The sequence below is a fragment of the Bradyrhizobium sp. genome, assembly GCF_049586575.1.
In the GTDB taxonomy this organism is placed as follows: Bacteria; Pseudomonadota; Alphaproteobacteria; order Rhizobiales; family Xanthobacteraceae; genus Bradyrhizobium.
Window position 1 is genome coordinate 1 of the sequence record NZ_JBAVCF010000092.1, and the last position, 1,665, is coordinate 1,665.

1 protein-coding gene is annotated in these 1,665 nt (G+C 63.1%); it reads right to left on the reverse strand.

What is annotated here, in order from left to right:
- The coding region (locus tag WB528_RS03170) for an ABC transporter ATP-binding protein (RefSeq protein WP_423886978.1) at positions 1 to 1,540 on the reverse strand (1,540 nt) is incomplete at its 3' end.
- Positions 1,541 to 1,665: the final 125 nt, after the last annotated feature.

Genomic DNA, 1,665 nt, shown 5'->3' on the forward strand with positions numbered 1-1,665 from the left:
CTTCGTCGAGCAGGATGATCGGCGCGTCGCGGAGCAGCGCACGCGCCACCGCGACGCGCTGGCGCTGGCCGCCCGACAGTTGCGTGCCGTGTTCGCCGACCGGCGTGTCGTAGCCGAGCGGAAAACCCATGATGAAGTCGTGGGCGCAGGCAGCCTTCGCGGCCGCCACGATCTCGTCCTTACTTGCGCCGTGCCTGCCGAAGGCGATGTTGGCGCCGATGGTATCGCGAAACAGGTAGACGTCCTGCCCGACATAGGCGGTCTGGCTTCGCAACGACTGGCGCGATACGGCCGAGATCGGCTGGCCGTCGATCAGGATTTCGCCGCCGCCTGCTTCATAGAAACGGAGCAGCAGCGCGAGCACGGTGGATTTGCCGCCACCGGAAGGCCCGACCAGCGCGGTGACCTTGCCGGGCTCGGCAACGAAGCTCATGTGGTTGAGCACCGGCTCATTCGGCCGGTACGCAAAGCTCACCTCGCGCAACTCGACCCGCGCATCGGTCAATTTCAGCGGCGGCTTGTCGTTATCCTCGGGCTCGCTGGCGGGGCTGTCGATGATCTCGATCAGCTTGCGGGCGCCGATCAGGCTGGAATTCAGTTCGAGATTAAGCCGCGCCAGCCGCTTGGCCGGCTCATAGGCGAGAAGGAACGCGGTCAGGAACGAGAAGAACTGCCCGGGTGTCGCGCCCAGCGCCACCACGCTGTAGCCGCCATACATCAAGCCACCGGCGATCGCCAACCCGCCAAGGGTTTCCATCAGCGGGCTTGAGCGGTTGGAAACCCGCGCCATCTTGTTGGCGTTGTTCTCTACAGCGGTGATGCTGGCATCGATGCGCTCGCGCATGGTGTCTTCAAGCGTGAAGGCCTTGACGGTGCGGATGCCTTGCAGGGATTCCTGCATGGTCTCCATGATGTCGGCGGTGCCGGTGAACTGGGTGTGGGCAAGACTCTTGATCCGCCGCACCAGTGTGCGCAGCACCAGCATCGCGGGAGGTGCGACCAGAAATCCGAGCAGCGACATCAGCGGGTCCTGCGACACCATGACGGCGACAAGCCCGATCAGGGAAAGCACGTCGCGGCCGACCGCGTTGATCAGGAGACTGAGCACCTGGGTGACGGAGTTGGCGCCCGCGGTGAGGCGCGCCAGAAATTCAGACGAATGCCGGTCGGAGAAGAAGCCGACGCTTTCGTTCATCAGCTTGGCGAACAAAGAGCGCTGGTTGTTGGCGAGGATCGCATTGCTGATCTTCGACAGGATGACCTGGTGTCCGTAAGTCGCCGCGCCCTTGATGATGAAGATGACGACGGTGACGCCGGACAGGATCGCAATGCCGCGGACATTCTTGTCGACATAGGCCTGATTGATCACTTGCCCGAGCAGCCAGGCCGAGCCGGCCGTAGTCGCGGCCGAGACAGCCATCAGCGCAAACGCCGTCAGATAGCGTCGCCAATAGACCGCGCCCTGTTCCATGATGAGGCGGCGGATCAGGACCGCCGCGCCATAGGGATCATCGGTGATTTTCTTCGGAAGTTCGGCCATCCGCGCCGGTTTGCCCGCACCGGGAGGGTTTTTCAAGCAAATTCAGGCCGAATCACCGGCCTAGTGTGGCTGTTCAGCAGTCCGCACGAACTTCGGAATCGGGACACTGGACGGCAGCGATTTTT